Annotated in this window: 17 protein-coding genes; 10 read left to right on the top strand and 7 right to left on the bottom strand. The window is 57.8% G+C overall.

What is annotated here, in order from left to right:
- Positions 1–9 precede the first annotated feature (9 nt).
- Both JOZ06_RS11510 and JOZ06_RS11505 read left to right on the top strand, forming a co-directional pair.
- Entirely contained in the window at positions 10–1,353 is a 1,344-nt protein-coding gene (locus JOZ06_RS11510; protein WP_293232515.1) for a cytochrome bc complex cytochrome b subunit, read from the top strand.
- 17 nt (positions 1,354–1,370) lie between these two features.
- The gene (locus tag JOZ06_RS11505) at positions 1,371–2,126 is read left to right on the top strand and encodes a cytochrome c1 (RefSeq protein WP_293232513.1); all 756 of its coding nucleotides are present in this window, start codon (positions 1,371–1,373) and stop codon (positions 2,124–2,126) included.
- Between the two features lie 329 nt (positions 2,127–2,455).
- Here JOZ06_RS11505 and JOZ06_RS11500 read toward each other — a convergent pair whose 3' ends face one another.
- Positions 2,456–3,424 carry an SDR family NAD(P)-dependent oxidoreductase gene (locus tag JOZ06_RS11500; protein ID WP_293232511.1) on the bottom strand — a complete coding sequence of 323 codons (969 nt, stop codon included), beginning with the start codon at positions 3,422–3,424 and terminating at the stop codon, positions 2,456–2,458.
- Entirely contained in the window at positions 3,421–4,179 is a 759-nt protein-coding gene (locus tag JOZ06_RS11495) for a glycosyltransferase family 2 protein (RefSeq protein ID WP_293232510.1), read from the bottom strand. The genes JOZ06_RS11500 and JOZ06_RS11495 overlap by 4 nt, the downstream gene beginning before the upstream one ends.
- Positions 4,180–4,671: 492 nt before the next feature.
- Here JOZ06_RS11495 and waaC point away from each other — a divergent pair, with 492 nt between their 5' ends.
- Positions 4,672–5,643, top strand: coding sequence for a lipopolysaccharide heptosyltransferase I (waaC, locus tag JOZ06_RS11490; RefSeq protein ID WP_366814707.1), 972 nt, complete (start codon positions 4,672–4,674; stop codon positions 5,641–5,643).
- A complete protein-coding gene (waaA, locus tag JOZ06_RS11485; RefSeq protein ID WP_366814705.1) occupies positions 5,643–6,899 on the top strand; it encodes a lipid IV(A) 3-deoxy-D-manno-octulosonic acid transferase in 1,257 nt (418 codons plus the stop codon). The genes waaC and waaA overlap by 1 nt, the downstream gene beginning before the upstream one ends.
- Here the strand turns inward: waaA and thiE are convergent.
- Together thiE and JOZ06_RS11475 are read right to left on the bottom strand one after the other, a co-directional pair.
- A complete protein-coding gene (gene thiE, locus JOZ06_RS11480; RefSeq protein WP_293232506.1) occupies positions 6,885–7,511 on the bottom strand; it encodes a thiamine phosphate synthase in 627 nt (208 codons plus the stop codon). The genes waaA and thiE overlap by 15 nt on opposite strands.
- Entirely contained in the window at positions 7,495–8,343 is an 849-nt protein-coding gene (locus tag JOZ06_RS11475) for a hydroxymethylpyrimidine/phosphomethylpyrimidine kinase (protein WP_293232504.1), read from the bottom strand. The genes thiE and JOZ06_RS11475 overlap by 17 nt, the downstream gene beginning before the upstream one ends.
- A 60-nt stretch (positions 8,344–8,403) precedes the next feature.
- Here JOZ06_RS11475 and JOZ06_RS11470 point away from each other — a divergent pair, with 60 nt between their 5' ends.
- The 4 genes from JOZ06_RS11470 to hemL are packed head-to-tail and all read left to right on the top strand — an operon-like array spanning position 8,404 to position 10,836.
- Positions 8,404–8,568, top strand: a complete 165-nt coding sequence (locus JOZ06_RS11470) for a rubredoxin (RefSeq protein WP_293232502.1) — start codon at positions 8,404–8,406, stop codon at positions 8,566–8,568.
- A gap of 60 nt (positions 8,569–8,628) precedes the next feature.
- Positions 8,629–9,045, top strand: a complete 417-nt coding sequence (locus JOZ06_RS11465; RefSeq protein ID WP_293232500.1) for a CopD family protein — start codon at positions 8,629–8,631, stop codon at positions 9,043–9,045.
- 12 nt (positions 9,046–9,057) lie between these two features.
- Positions 9,058–9,534 carry a CYTH domain-containing protein gene (locus JOZ06_RS11460; protein ID WP_293232498.1) on the top strand — a complete coding sequence of 159 codons (477 nt, stop codon included), beginning with the start codon at positions 9,058–9,060 and terminating at the stop codon, positions 9,532–9,534.
- A gap of 24 nt (positions 9,535–9,558) precedes the next feature.
- The gene (hemL, locus tag JOZ06_RS11455) at positions 9,559–10,836 is read left to right on the top strand and encodes a glutamate-1-semialdehyde 2,1-aminomutase (RefSeq protein ID WP_293232496.1); all 1,278 of its coding nucleotides are present in this window, start codon (positions 9,559–9,561) and stop codon (positions 10,834–10,836) included.
- Positions 10,837–11,078: 242 nt separating this feature from the next.
- Here hemL and JOZ06_RS11450 read toward each other — a convergent pair whose 3' ends face one another.
- The 3 genes from JOZ06_RS11450 to JOZ06_RS20690 form a co-directional block, all read right to left on the bottom strand.
- Complete coding sequence (locus JOZ06_RS11450) at positions 11,079–12,164, bottom strand: histidinol-phosphate transaminase (protein ID WP_293232494.1); 1,086 nt, start codon at positions 12,162–12,164, stop codon at positions 11,079–11,081.
- 200 nt (positions 12,165–12,364) lie between these two features.
- Positions 12,365–13,615: a diaminopimelate decarboxylase gene (lysA, locus tag JOZ06_RS11445; RefSeq protein WP_293232492.1), complete on the bottom strand. Its 1,251-nt coding sequence runs from the start codon at positions 13,613–13,615 to the stop codon at positions 12,365–12,367.
- Complete coding sequence (locus JOZ06_RS20690) at positions 13,612–13,770, bottom strand: lipoprotein (RefSeq protein WP_366515119.1); 159 nt, start codon at positions 13,768–13,770, stop codon at positions 13,612–13,614. Before JOZ06_RS20690 ends, lysA begins: the two co-directional genes overlap by 4 nt.
- A 74-nt stretch (positions 13,771–13,844) precedes the next feature.
- Here JOZ06_RS20690 and cyaY point away from each other — a divergent pair, with 74 nt between their 5' ends.
- Both cyaY and rsmA read left to right on the top strand, forming a co-directional pair.
- Positions 13,845–14,168, top strand: coding sequence for an iron donor protein CyaY (gene cyaY / locus JOZ06_RS11440; protein WP_293232490.1), 324 nt, complete (start codon positions 13,845–13,847; stop codon positions 14,166–14,168).
- Positions 14,169–14,228: 60 nt separating this feature from the next.
- Positions 14,229–15,002, top strand: coding sequence for a 16S rRNA (adenine(1518)-N(6)/adenine(1519)-N(6))-dimethyltransferase RsmA (rsmA, locus tag JOZ06_RS11435; RefSeq protein WP_293232488.1), 774 nt, complete (start codon positions 14,229–14,231; stop codon positions 15,000–15,002).
- Positions 15,003–15,007 lie beyond the last annotated feature (5 nt).

Genomic DNA, 15,007 nt, shown 5'->3' with positions numbered 1-15,007 from the left:
GGCGAAACCATGAGCAAGGGACAAAAATTGCTGAACTGGATCGACGCGCGCTTCCCGCTGACGTCGATGCTCAAGGAGCACGTAATTGAATATTACGCGCCCAAGAATTTCAATTTCTGGTACTTCTTCGGTTCGCTGGCGCTGTTGGTGCTGGTGATGCAGCTGTTGACCGGGATTTTCCTGACCATGAACTACATGCCGGACGCGACGCTCGTGCCCGGCACCAAGATGTCGGTGGCGTTCGCCTCGGTCGAATACATCATGCGCGACGTGAGCGGCGGCTGGATCATCCGCTACATGCACTCCACCGGCGCGTCGATGTTCTTCATCGTCGTCTATTTGCACATGTTCCGCGGTTTGATTTACGGCTCTTACAAGCAGCCGCGGGAGCTGGTGTGGATCTTCGGCATGCTGATCTTCCTATGCCTGATGGCCGAAGCCTTCCTGGGCTACCTGCTGCCGTGGGGACAGATGTCGTTCTGGGGCGCGCAGGTGATCGTCAACCTGTTTAGCTCCATTCCGGTGATCGGCCCCGATTTGTCGGTGTTCATCCGCGGCGACTTCGTCGTGTCAGGCGCGACGCTCAACCGCTTCTTCGCGCTGCACGTGATTGCCGTGCCGCTGGTGCTGTTGGCGCTGGTGGTGGCGCACCTGATGGCGTTGCACGAGGTCGGCTCGAACAATCCGGATGGTGTCGAAATCAAGCAGTACAAGGACCCCGAGACGCACTTGCCGCTCGACGGCATTCCGTTCCATCCGTATTACACGGTGAAGGACGTGCTGGGGGTGGCGGTGTTCCTGATCGTGTTCTCCTCGATCGTATTCTTCATGCCGGAGATGGGCGGCTATTTCCTGGAAGCCAACAACTTCTTCCCGGCCGACCCGTTGAAGACGCCTCCGCATATCGCGCCGGTCTGGTACTTCACGCCGTTCTACGCCATTTTGCGTGCGGTGCCGTCGTTCATGGGCACCCAGGTGTGGGGCGTGCTGGCCATGGGCGCGGCGGTGGTGCTGATCGTCTTCCTGCCGTGGCTCGACCGCTCGCCGATCAAGTCGGTGCGTTATCGCGGCTCGAAATTCAAGGTCATGCTGACGCTGTTCGTGATCGCCTTCGTGGGTCTGGGTATCCTTGGCGCCCTGCCGCCGACCGATGTGCGCACCTATGTGGCGCGCACGTTGTCGGTGATCTACTTCGCCTTCTTCATCGGCATGCCGTTCTATACCAAGAACGACGCGGGCAAGATCCCGGTGCCGACGCGCGTGACCGAGTCGACCGCGCGCGGCAAGGCGCTGTTCTTCGTGCTGTGGGCCGTGCTGATCGCCGCCGCAGTGTTGTTCGCCAAGAATATCTGACCGAAGGGATGACCATCATGAAAAAGCAAATTCGTCATCTGCTCGCGGCGCTGGCGCTGGTGCTGCCGCTTGTGGCCGCCGCCGAGGAAGGCCCGGTTCTGCCGAAGGCACCGATCGATATTCAGGACACCGAATCGCTGCAGCGCGGCGCGCAGATTTTCGTCAACTACTGCCTGTCGTGCCATTCGGCCACCGCCATGCGCTATAACCGGCTGACCGATATCGGTTTGACGGAGGATCAGATTAAAAAGAATCTGATGTTCGCCAGCGACAAGGTCGGTGACACCATGCACGTGACGATGACCGCCCAGGACGCCAAGACTTGGCTCGGCAACAATCCGCCGGACTTGTCGGTCGAGGCGCGCGCGCGTGGCGCCGACTGGCTGTATGCCTATCTGCGCGGCTTCTATCGCGACGATACCCGGCCGACCGGCTGGAACAACATCGTGTTCGATAAGGTCGCCATGCCGCACGTATTGTGGCAATGGCAGGGCGAGCAGCAACTGCAAACCGTGAAGAACGGCGATGGCGCGCAAGAGCAGAAGCTGGTGCTGGTGAAGGCCGGCACGATGACCAAACTGGAAAATGGCCACGCCAATACGCTGGAATTTGATCAGCGCATGGCGGATCTGACCAATTACCTGGTCTTCATGTCGGAACCGGCCCAGGTGCATCGGCTGCAGATCGGCTATGGCGTGTTGATGTTCCTGGCCTTGCTGTTGTTGCCGTTGGCCTACTTCCTGAAGAAGGAATATTGGCGCGACGTGCATTGAGCGGCGACGCTTCATGGGAAAAGGGCAAGACGGCTGTCTTGCCTCAGGCTGTTGATTAAGTGGTTTGCAGCGGTTGCGGAGGCCCCGGCAAAGCCGGGCCTCAGTGACAACTGACTGATTTCGCAGCCTGCCCATCGATTCCCACTCCCCCTGCCCTCTCCCTGAGAGGGAGCGCTCGCTTCGCGAGCATGGGTTTGTCTATATCAGCAGTAAAATCCCACCTTCAGCAAGGCGCGCTATTCAACGATCTACCTACCGGCAAGGCACGGGTATAAAAAAACCATTGGAACGCCTGTAGATGCCTTAGCGTCCCGGCAATCGGTATCAATTCATAGATGATGAAATTCACGATACCAAGAAACGAAACGACGCATCCCCTCTTCCAGCGACGTGGTCGGCGAAAACCCCGTGACGGCGCCTAGCCGACTGGTATCGGCATAAGTCACCGGCACGTCCCCTTCCTGCATCGGTAGATAAACCTTGTTCGCCTTGCGGCCGCAGGCCTTTTCGATGCACTGAATAAAATCCATCAATTTGATCGGGTTGTTGTTGCCGATATTGAACAACGCAAAAGGCACGGCCGTGTCGGGAACGTGGCGCATCACTTGGAGGATACCGGCGACAAGATCGTCGATGTAAATGAAATCGCGCTGCAGATCACCATTATTAAATATCTTAACTTCATTTCCATTAATAATAGATTCTGTAAACAACCAGGGAGCGGTGTCGGGGCGTCCCCATGGACCATACACCGTAAAAAACCGCATCGCGGTAATTGGCAGGCGATGCATGTGCGCATAGCTGTACGCCATGATTTCGCCAGCCTTTTTGGTGGCGGCATAAAAACTGACCGGGTAATCGGTACGATCATCCTCGGCGAACGGCAGTTTGCCGTTTTGGCCGTACACGCTACTCGAACTGGCAAACAGCAAATGTTTGACGGCGTAGCGATGACACAAATCGAGCAGATTTGCCATGCCAAGCAAATTGGTCTGCGCAAATGCCTGTGGATGCGCCAGGGAATAACGCACCCCCGCTTGCGCCGCCAGGTGGATCACATAATCGATTTCCTCGGCTTTAAACAGGTTTTCCAGGGCTGCGGCATCCGCGATGTCCATCTGTTGAAAGAAGAAGCCCTCACGTCCCGCTAAAGTGGATAAACGGGCTTGTTTCAGCGAAACGTCGTAGTAATCACTCAAATTATCCACAGCCCATACCGAATATTGGCCGGTATCGAGCAACGCCTCGCAAACGGCGCGTCCGATAAATCCTGCAGCGCCGGTAACTAACACCCTCATGATTGTTGCTCCAAGCGGTAAAGCTCACGCAGCTTTGCATACTTGATAAATGAGTTGATGCAACCGATCGAGATATGCACAAGCCCGGGCAAACCGTCTCGCCATCCTTGACGGACAACATAGAACTTGAAGAAGCGAATCAACGGGCTTAACAGCATCTTGGCCACGGAAACCCGTTTACGGCGTTCGTAGAGCTGTCTGGCCTGTAAGCTGGTATAGCGATTTTGCTTGGCGAGATACCGTTCAATATCCTCGCCCGATTCATGCATCAAATCGCCACGCAGCCGGCCTGGCTTGGTTTGGCTCTGCACGTATTCATGGACAAGGTCGTCCGACCAGTTGGCCTTGCGCCGGTCGAAGAGGCGTAAGCAGAGATCCGGGTAACCCTCGCCATGGCGCAGAAAGCGCCCCATGAATTTGTTGCAACGGGGGAAATGATAGCTTTCGTGCTGTGGATAACTCAATATATCATTGATATTACTTATTAATTCTATCGACAGCCACTCATCCGCATCCAAACACAGAACCCAATCGTGTGAAGCCTGCGCGACAGCAAACTGTTTCTGAGGGCCGAAGCCAAGCCACGGTTGTTGCAGAAAACGGGCGCCATGGCGTTCGGCAATTTGCTGTGTCCCATCCGTGCTGCCGGAATCGACCACGACGATCTCGTCGGCGAAGTTGCAGCTTTGCAAGCATTGCTCAAGATGTGCTGCAGCATTGAGGGTAATCACAACGACGCTGAGAGAGTGCCGCATTGTATCTTGTAGCCCTTTTTATATTTGATGAGACTAGTAGAAGGATGCAACAGGCTGTGGACAACAGCCTATTTTTTTTACATTTCATATAGTTGCAACAATCTATTTCCTGTGTTCAGCAGTATGTTTTGACAGCGGATGGCTTGTGGATAAATAGTGTGCTGTGGAAAAACGGTAGCTTATACACAGGCTCGTTGCGGTTGACCTGTTGTCTATTGTGCATGGATTTTTCGCATGCCATTTTGCCAGGAACTGTTAACTATTATGCCCTTTTTAAAATTGATGATTGAGATGAAGCCTAGTCATAGCTGTGGGTAACATCGGATTTCCATGTCAGATCAGGATGTTGTCTTGTTCATACCTGAGGGGGTGGATAACCTGGCATCGCAGGGACAGCATGTGGATAAATTGACACGGCCGCCGTTACGGTGAGTTACGCACAGTTCAATAAGACGAAAACGGCGTGGTTAACCACTTGTCCGCTCGTATACAATGCCGCCCATGATGAAAGTCTTGATTGTGCGGACCTCGTCGATGGGAGACCTGATACACACCTGGCCTGCCATTACCGAATTGGTCAAGCACTACCCCAATCTCAACCTCAGCTGGCTCGCGGAAGAAAATTTTGCCGATATCGCCACGCTGCATCCGGCCGTGAATACGGTTATTCCCTTGGCTTGGCGGCGCTGGCGTCAACATATTCTGTCGCCGGGCACCTGGCATGAGATCCGACAGATGAAACAACAGCTGCGGGCCGAGCATTGGGATGTCGTGATTGATTCGCAGGGGTTGCTTAAGAGCGCCATCCCTGCGCGCATGGCCGGCGGGCCGATTGCGGGCTTCGATTGGCGAAGCAGCCGCGAGCCGTTGGCCAGCCTGTTGTATAGCAAGACCTATCGCGTCGAACGCCGGCAATCGGCGGTTGCGCGCAATCGTCAGCTATTTGCCCAAGCATTTGGTTATAGCGTCGATGGCGAGGCAAAGTTCGGCATCACCCCGGGAGAGCGTGCCGATTGGTTGCCGGCGGATGGTTATGTAATGTTGCTTCACGCAACCAGTCGCGCCAGCAAGGAGTGGCCGGAGTCTCATTGGATCGACTTGGCACGCAGGCTCTATGCGGACCATGGACTGACGGCGGTCTTTCCCTGGGGGAACGAAAAAGAGCGCCAGCGCGCGATGCGCTTGGCCGGTGCGCTTTCTCACGCCATGGTGGCGCCGCGCATGACGCTCATTGAAGCGGCGAGCGCGTTGGGTCATGCCAAAGCGGTGGTCGGCGTGGATACCGGCTTGAGTCATCTGGCCAATGCGCTGGATGTGCCGCAGGTCGCCATCTATACCGATACCGATCCCCAGCTCACTGGGGTTTGCGAAACGTCCTGTGCGGTCAATATCGGTGGTATCGGACAAATGCCTTCGGTGGACGCGGTATTGGCCGCGTTGACCGGACGTGGAGGCTTTGGCTGATGTGGCGCGTGCTCTATTCGTTGTTGTGGTGGCTGGCGACGCCGTTTATCCGCCGTTATCTGCGCCGTCGCGGCCAAAAAGCGCCGGCTTATTTAGCGCATTGGGACGAACGGTTCGGCCGCGCGGCACCGAGTGGCCGCCAAGGCGTCATCTGGATCCACGCGGTATCCGTCGGTGAAACGCGCGCGGCGCTGCCGTTGATACACGCATTGCGCACACGCTGGCAAGACGCCCCCCTGTTGATCACGCAGATGACGCCGACCGGCAGGGCCTGCGCCGAGGCCCTGTACGGTGATATCGCTGAAATTCGCTATCTCCCTTATGACTATCCAAAGGCGGTGCGCGCCTTTTTGCGGGCGTACCGTCCACGCTTCGGCGTGTTGATGGAAACTGAGCTTTGGCCCAATTTGATCGCGGCCGCGGACCACTTGGCCGTGCCGTTGTTTCTGGCCAACGCCAGGCTGTCGGATAAATCCTATCGTGGCTACCGGCGATTCATCGGCTTGATCCGCCCGGCTTTGCGCCAGTTGACCGCCATTGCGGCGCAGACGGCTGAAGATGCCGCAAGGCTTGCCGCGCTTGGCGCGGCCGAGCCGCAGGTATGCGGCAATACCAAGTACGACATCACGCCGCCGGCCGAGCAGGCTCAATTAGGCGTTATGTTCAAGCAACGTTTGGGCGATCGCCCCGTTGTCGTATGCGCTAGCACCCGTGAAGGAGAGGAAGCGCTGATTTTGGCCGCGTGGCGGGCCAACGCTTCGTCGGCGTTGCTTGTGATGGTGCCGCGCCATCCGGAACGCTTCTCCGAAGTGGCTGAGCTCGCGCAGTCGCAGGGTTTCAAGGTGCAGATGCGTGGCGACGAACAGCCGGTCTCACCGGATACGCAGGTGTGGGTTGGCGACAGCATGGGAGAGATGTTCGCCTATTATCATGCTGCCGATCTGGTGTTCATCGGCGGCAGTCTCCTGCCGCTCGGCGGGCAGAACTTGATCGAGCCGGCCAGCGTTGGCAAGCCGGTGCTGATAGGACCTTCGTGTTTCAACTTCTCCGACGCCAGTCAAAAAGCGTTCGACTGCGGCGCGGCTCGCCAAGTCGCGGATGCAAAGGAATTGGTTGTCGTAATCAAACAATTGCTTGCCGATACGGAAAGCCGTCAGCGCATGGGGCTTGCTGGTCTGGCTTTCAGCCAGATGCATCGCGGCGCCAGCCAGCGCATTGTCGCCTTGATCGATGCGCGTTTGTCAGATGGTGAATAGCCGAGCAATCGCAGAAGCGGCCTCGGTGGGGTCGGGTTGCGCAAATAGGCCGTTAATGACTGCTAATGCATCCGCGCCTGCTTGAATGACGCTTTGCGCGTTGCCGGCATGGATGCCGCCGATGGCGACGAGGGGCCGTTCAAGAACGCGGGCTTGGGCAAACAGCTCAAGCGGCGCGTGGACGGCTCCCGGTTTGGTGAGGGAAGGAAACACGGTGCCAAAGGCCAAATAATCGGCGCCGTCCTGTTTGGCCTTATGCGCGATCACCAGGCTGTTGTAGCAGGAAGCGCCAATGATGCAGTTTGCGCCGAGCGCCACGCGGGCCTGGCGAACGGTCATGTCGTTATGGCCGAGATGAACGCCGTCGGCTTTGAGCTTGATCGTTAGATCCAGATCGTCATTGACGATGAACAGCGCGCCAAATTCGCGACACAAGGTTTTTAGAAGCCGTCCCTGCCGGTATTTCAAGCGGCCGTCGGACGATTTGCTGCGGTATTGCAGCACGCTGGCGCCGCCTTGCAATACCAGGCGCGCCTGTCCGGCAAGATGGTTGTCGTCGTCAACATCTTGTGTGATGGCGTAAAGGCCGCGGACGTTATGGCGCTTGTTCATCGTCATCCATATCGCGCGCCCAGAACATGCGGTCGGGAATATGTTGTCCCATGCCCGGGCGATAGGCGTTCAATAATGTCTGATAGGTATATTCCTGAGCGTCGTTGACGGCTTCCAGCACGGGGGCGCCGCAGGCCAGCATGCCGGCAAGCGCCGAAGCGAGTGTGCAGCCCGAGCCGTGGTAGCTTGCGGGCAGTCGCTCCCAATGCTGAGCGCGCGCCGTACCGTCACTGGTGTACAGGGTGTTGATGACGTCAGCGGTATTCTCATGCGTGCCGGTAATCAAGACATATTCCGTGCCGAGCGTCAGCAGGCGCGACGCGCATTCGTCAAGCGTCAGATCGTCCTCTTCATCGGGGTCGTTGCTGGCAAGCCGGCGCGCCTCGATGCTGTTGGGCGTCAGGATGGTTACCTGCGGCAACAGGATGTCGCGCATGGCGTCGATGAGATCGTCGTCGGCAAAACTGTCGCCGCCCCCACTGGCCAACACGGGATCGAGAATCAGGGGAATGTCGGGATAATCGGCGGCGAGTTGAGCGATAACCGCCACGTTTTCGACGCTGCCGATCAGGCCGACCTTGAAGGCGGCGATCGGCATGTCTTCCAGAAGCAGACGTGCCTGATCGTTGACCCAGTCGGCGTCGAGCACCATCAGATCGTGCACGCTGGCGCTATCCTGGATGGTGAGCGCCGTGATGACGGACAGGGGGTGGCATCCCAGGCTTGCGAGCGTCAAAATGTCCGCCTGGATGCCGGCGCCGCTGCTTGGATCGGAGCCGGCCAGAGTCATGACTACCGGTGGAACTTCCACCTGCGTGTTTTTGCCTGCCAAGGTTAACCTCCATCCAGTCTGGATATAGAATTGTCATTCTAACTTACAAAGGGAAGACAAATGCGCACTTGGATGTGTCTGATTTGCGGTTTCATCTACGACGAAGCATCCGGCCACCCCGAGGATGGCATTGCGCCAGGCACGCGTTGGGAAGATGTTCCCCCTAACTGGACCTGCCCCGAGTGCGGCGCACACAAAGATGATTTCGAAATGGTCGAAATCTAAAACGGCATTCTAACCGGCGCGAGGGCATGGATCGCTCTACGATCGATGCGGGAGGCAATTTTGGGTTATTTGTTCGTCAAGGCGCTTCATATTTTTTTCGTGGTTTCCTGGTTTGCCGGCCTGTTCTATCTGCCACGGCTGTTCGTCAATCTGGCGCTGGCCGATCCCGGCGCGGAGTATCAACGCCTGTTGGTCATGGCCCGCAAACTGTATCGTTTCATGCTGCCGTTATCGTTGCTGACGGTTATTTTTGGCGTCGCGTTGTGGCTGGGCTACGGCATTGGCGGCGGTTGGATGCACGCAAAACTCGCCTTGGTGCTGCTGCTGTTGGGTTATCAGTGGTACTGCGGGCGTCTGTACCACGATTTTGCCGCTGGACGGAATCGTCGCACGCATGTGTGGTTTCGCGTATTCAATGAGATTCCGACGTTTCTTTTGTTGGCCATTATTCTTTTGGTGGTGGTCAAGCCATTTTAGGCGAGTTGAAAAATGGGCATGGAGATTGAACGCCGTTTCTTGGTTAACGGCGATGGCTGGCGTGGCCAGGGGAAAACGGAACGCTATCGCCAGGGGTATTTGTCGGTCGACCCGGCACGCACGGTACGGGTGCGCGTGGTGGGAGACCAGGCTTGGCTGACGATCAAGGCCAAGCTTACCGATACGTCGCGTTATGAGTTTGAATACGATATTCCACTCAAAGACGCTGAAGAGATATTGAATGTTATGTGTCCGATGCAAGTGGACAAACAACGTACTCGTTTGACCCACGCGGGCATGATCTGGGAAGTGGATGAATTTTTTGGCGCCAATGCCGGCTTGGTATTGGCGGAGATCGAATTGCCGAGCGAGCAGACGCCGTTCGCCAGTCCGGATTGGCTTGGCGGCGAAGTGACGGCCGATGGGCGTTTCACCAACGCTTGGCTGGCGGATCATCCGTACGCCAGTTGGGTGGACCATTCCGAATAACGTGTATAGAAGACAGGATTCATCATGTCGCGCAATCAGCAGTTGTTTGACCGCGCCAAGCTGCGCATTCCCGGCGGAGTGAACTCGCCGGTTCGGGCTTTCGGCTCGGTGGGCGGCACGCCGCGCTTCATCGTTCGCGCCACGGGGCCGTACGTGTGGGATGCCGATGACCAGCGCTTTATCGATTACGTCGGTTCCTGGGGACCGGCGATTCTGGGTCATGCCCATCCGGAAGTTGTGTCCGCTGTTCAAGAGGCGGCCACGGGAGGCCTATCCTTCGGTGCGCCGACGGCCGGAGAGGTTGATCTGGCGGAAGAAATCTGCCGTCTGGTGCCGTCGATCGAGCAAGTACGGCTGGTATCCTCCGGCACCGAAGCGACGATGAGCGCGATCCGGCTGGCGCGCGGCTATACGGGCCGCGATACCATCGTCAAGTTCGAGGGTTGTTATCACGGTCATTCCGATAGCCTGCTGGTGAAGGCGGGCTCCGGTCTCTTGACCTTCGGCACGCCTTCTTCGGGCGGTGTACCGCAAGATTTCACCAAGCACACGCTGGTGTTGGAGTACAACAACGTCGAACAGCTGCAACGGACGTTCGAGGAGATCGGCGAAACGATCGCGTGCGTCATCCTGGAGCCGTTTGCCGGCAATATGAACCTGGTCAAGCCAAGCGAAGCGTTTGTGCATGCTTTGCGCGCGCTCACCGCCCAGCATGGCGCGGTGTTGATCTACGACGAAGTGATGACCGGCTTCCGCGTCGATTTGCATTGCGCGCAGCACCTGCACGGCATCACGCCGGATATGACCACGCTGGGCAAGGTGGTCGGGGGCGGCATGCCGCTCGCCGCGTTCGGTGGCCGAACCGACATCATGGCTTGCATCGCGCCGCTGGGGCCGGTGTATCAGGCGGGGACGCTGTCTGGGAATCCGTTGGCGGTCGCTGCTGGGTTGACTACCTTGCGCTTGATTCAACGGCCTGGCTTTCATGCCGAGTTGAGCAAGCGCACCGCGCGCTTGGCGCAAGGCATCAGCAGCGCCGCTCGCGCCGCCGGCGTGCCGATGTGCGCCGATAGCGTCGGCGGCATGTTCGGTCTGTATATGGCCGAGCGCGTTCCCGCATCGTTTGCAGAGGTATCGGCTTGCGATGTTGCCGCTTTCCGACGTTTCTTCCATGGCATGCTGGAAAAGGGCGTTTACCTTGCGCCGTCGGCTTTTGAGGCGGGTTTTGTTTCCGACGCGCACAGCGATTCGTTGATCGAGGAAACTATTTCTCTGGCGGCGGCGGTTTTGGCGTCTTTGTAATGCCGTGGCGTAGTTTGCAAAGGGGGCATGCATGCCCCCTTTTAGTGTGTTGACAAACCCATGCTCGCGAAGCGAGCACCCCCTCTCAGGGAGAGGGCGGGGGGAGTGGGAATCGATGATCAGGCTGCGAAATCAGTAAGTTGCCACTGAGGCCCGGCTTTGCCGGGTCCTCCGGGACCGCTACAAACCACTAAATCAACAGCCTGAAAGGGGGCATGCATGCCCCCTTTTTGTTGGCGTGTTCAAAGGATCAGCATGTCGAGAATGGCTTCGTCCAGCGCCGCGGGATGGGCGGTTATACGGATGAGATGGCTGGTGGCGGGGTGGGCGGGGCGATGTACGGCCACCCCCATGGCGAACAGACGGCGTTGCACCTGTTCGGCTGCTTGCGAGTCGGGATACGGGATGCTGACGAAATTGGTATGACTATCGAGCACCCGTAAGCGGCGCGCCAACAGCGCGTCGCGCAGCTTTTCCCTGAGCGATATAGTTGTTGAAAGCAAAGATTCGGCGGCTTCTCGGGCTTGCAAGGCCAGAATAGCGGCCTGTTGCGCTAACGAGGAAACGGCGAATTGCGGACGGATCTCGTCGGCTTTGGCTATCGCTTCAGCTGGTGCGATAGCGTAACCAACCCTCAGCCCCGCCAGCGCATAGGCTTTGGATAAGGTACGCAACCGCAGTGTGTTATCCATGACCGGGCTCGCAGCGTGGCGCGGTTCGGCGAACTCCAGATAGGCCTCGTCCAAGAGTAAAACGCAGTCCGCGGGTAGGCTTTGGCGGAAACGTTCGATTTCGGTTTGCGAATGATAGTGGCCGGTGGGATTGTCCGGGTTGGCTAAATACACCAGGCTGGCCTTGTATTGATGCGCATTGAAGGCCAGCGCACCGAGGTCGGCTTGCAATGCGCCGTCCGTACCGCTTTGCAGGCTGACCTCCACCACGCGCTGACCGCACCCCTCGGCGAAGTAGCGAAACGTCGGGTAGCTGCCCGCGCTGGTGATGACTGTATCGCCAACATTGCAGCACAAGCGCAGCGACAACAGGATCAAGCTGTCCGCGCCGCTGTCGACAATGACTTCGCTTTCGTCCACAAGGTTGATCGCAGCGGCCAGACGGCGGATGTCGTGCGCGTAGGGATCGGGATACAGGCTTGCCATTGTGACCGCCGTTTCACCCAAGAACGTGGTCAGCGCAGGGGACGGCAGCGGCTGACTTTCGTTGGAACCGATGCGCGTGATAATGTCGCGGCCGATTTTCTGTTCCAGGCGCACGATACCTGGAAACGGATTATGAATGCTATGTTCCTGCAGATGACGGGCGAAGCGCATGGTGGACTTTCCCCTGTTCGTCAGATTACTTGTCAATAACAAGAATTAGAACCTCTAACAGAACACATTTCGCGGTTGGATAGCGTGCGTTCGCGAAGCAACGCACGGCCTTAGGATTCGCTCAAGACGTGCATTGCCTGCGGCGAATGTACGCTACAAGACCTGAGCGGATGCCTTGCCGGTACTTTTGTCAGAGATTCTTAGTCAAGACAGGCTTTTTCGTTGGCCAATAGCTGCTCGAGCGTTTCCCGCTGGCGGATCACGCGGCTATCGCCGCCGCTGACCATGATTTCCGCCGCACGGGTACGGGTGTTGTAATTGCTGGCCATGGTGGAGCCGTAGGCGCCACAGGACATGATCGCCAGCAGTTCGCCTTCCGCCACCGCAAGTTGCCGGTCCTTGCCGAGAAAATCGCTGGATTCGCAGATGGGCCCGACCACGTCGACGGTGACCGGAACCAGGTGCGCGTGGCGCTTCACCGGCAGGATGCTGTGATAAGCCGAATAAAGGGAAGGACGCATGAGGTCGTTCATGGCCGCGTCCACCACGGCAAAATTCTTGTGTTCGCCAAGCTTCAGGTATTCCACCTTGGTCAGCAAAATGCCGGCATTGCCCACCAGCGAGCGGCCCGGCTCCATTACCAACTGCAGGGCGCGTCCTTGCAGACGCTCGGCCAGCGCGGTGGAGAACGCGGCGAGATCCGGCGGTGTTTCATCGCGATAACGGATGCCGAGTCCGCCGCCGATATCCAGGTGATGCAAGGTGATGCCGGCCTTGGCCAGCTGGTCGATCAAGGCCAAGAGCCGGTCGAGCGCATCGATGAGCGGCGCGGCGTCGGTCAGTTGCGAGCCGATATGGCAATCGATGCCGATAATGCGCAAGTTGGGCAGCGATTGTGCCTGTTGATAGATGGCGAGCGCCGCATCGTAGGCGATGCCGAATTTATTGTCCTTGAGGCCGGTGGAGATGTAAGGATGGGTTTGCGCGTCGACATCCGGGTTCACGCGCAGTGAAATCGGCGCGACCTTGCCGGCAAGCCCCGCCACCGCGTTGAGCTTCAAGAGTTCGTTGAGCGACTCGACATTGAAACATTTGATGCCGGCGTCCAGCGCGGCCAGCATTTCGCTTTCGGATTTACCCACACCGGAAAACACGACCTTGCCGGCATCGGCGCCAGCTGCTAGCACGCGCGCCAGCTCGCCGCCGGAAACGATGTCGAAACCGGCGCCGAGATGCGCGAAGTGACGCAGTATCGACAGGTTCGAATTGGCCTTGACCGCGTAGCACAGCAACGGATCGAGTTCGGCGAACGCGGCGCGGTAGTCATCATATGCCGCGGTTAACGCATCTTGCGAATACACGTAGGCAGGCGTGCCGTACTGCGCGGCAATGTCGGCAAGCGGCAAATCTTCGATATAGAGGTCGTTCTCGCGATAATGGGTCGGCTTCACGGCTGGCTGGCGTCCTGATGGGGTTGAACGGTTGCGGCCGGCTGGCTCGCGGCGGCGGGAGCTGGTTGGTTGTTGGATGGCAGATACAGCGGGCCTTTATAGCCGCATGCGCTCAGGCATCCTGCAAGAATCAGAGAAGTAACGAGGTATCGCATACAATGAAATCCGCTGTGGCAAAATAAGGATACTAACAAAGCGCCTTGTCGCAGCGCATGACCAAGGAATAACTATGACCGAAAGCGAGTTTCTCGATCTGACCGATGCATTGCTGTATTCGCTTCAGGCGGCGCTGGATGACAGCGCGCTTGATCTCGATTATGAACTGAACGGCGGCGTGCTGGAAATTGAATTCGACTCGGGCGAAAAAATGATCATCAACCGCCATGCGCCGAATCAGGAAATGTGGGTGGCGGCCAAAAGCGGCGGATTCCATTTCAAGCTGACGCCGCAAGGCACCTGGATCAATGCGCGTGATGGCGGCGAGTTGGGCGCCACGTTGTCGGCGCTGATCGCGCGGTCGTCCGGCGGCGCGTTTTCCTGGCAAGCCGGGTAATAAGTCTCGGCAATACGGGGCCTTAGCGGGTAAAATGTCGGCCTCAACGATTGGTGCATCATGACTCAACACATTCCCCGCAAACGCTTCGGGCAAAACTTCCTGCAAGACGCGCATGTTATCGAAAGCATTGTCGATGCCGTCCATCCCATTGCCGACGACACTGTCATCGAAATCGGCCCGGGTTTGGGTGCTTTGACGCAGCCGTTGCTCGATCGTTTGCACCAATTGCATGTGGTAGAGATCGACCGCGATATCATTTCCCGGTTAAAGCAGCATTATCCCGCCGAACGGTTGGTGATCCACGAAGGTGACGCCCTGGCATTCGATTTCTGCTCCGTGCCGGGCCGGTTCAAGATCGTCGGCAACCTGCCGTACAACATTTCCACCCCCTTGTTGTTTCACCTGGCATCTTTTGGTGAACGGGTGGTCGATATGCATTTCATGTTGCAGAAGGAAGTGGTCGAGCGGATGGTCGCGGAACCCTCCTGCGCCGATTACGGGCGCCTGAGCGTGATGCTGCAGTACCGGTTTGAGATGGAAAACCTATTTGTCGTGCCGCCGCAAGCGTTTTGGCCACCACCCAAGGTGGACTCCGCTGTGGTGCGCATGATCCCCGCACGGGGTCGTTGCGGCATCGCCGCTGACGAGAGCGTGCTGGAAAAGGTGGTGACGCAGGCATTTGCGCAGCGGCGCAAGACATTGCGCAACAACTTGAAGGGTACGTTGGAGGATGGCGATTTTTCCGCGCTGGGCATCGATCCGACATTGCGTCCGGAAAATATTCGCGTCGAACAGTACGTGGCCATGGCCAATCTGCTGAGCGCGCGCTAAACGGT

Origin of the sequence: Paludibacterium sp. (assembly GCF_019232825.1) — a bacterium.
Taxonomy (GTDB): domain Bacteria; phylum Pseudomonadota; class Gammaproteobacteria; order Burkholderiales; family Chromobacteriaceae; genus Paludibacterium.
Note: the sequence above shows the minus strand (reverse complement) of the source record. Positions and strands in the feature narration are given on the sequence as shown.